General features: G+C 53.7%; 1 pseudogene. It reads left to right on the forward strand.

Going from position 1 to position 255, the window contains the following annotated elements:
- Positions 1 to 255: pseudogene (locus tag E0D98_RS26805) on the forward strand (hypothetical protein); the annotation flags it as partial.

Below are 255 nucleotides of genomic sequence, written 5' to 3' on the forward strand. Positions count from 1 at the left end.
TCGTCACCTATCAGGACATTGTGAGCGCCGCCACCAATCCGGATGACCTGTCGCGCCAGGCACTGGTCACCATTTTTGGCGACGTGGTCACAAATCCCCTGACAGCCAGCAGCAACACCATTATCGGTAACCTGTTCATGGTGTTTAACGCAATTATCGCCATTATGGGGATAGTCTGGTTCCTGTTTATTGGAATCCGCCATGTTGTCCGCACCGGCCACCAGGGCAATGTCTTTAACAACGGACGGGACGTCG

Source organism: Escherichia sp. KCJ4928, from assembly GCF_004352695.1.
Lineage (GTDB): Bacteria > Pseudomonadota > Gammaproteobacteria > Enterobacterales > Enterobacteriaceae > ECMA0423.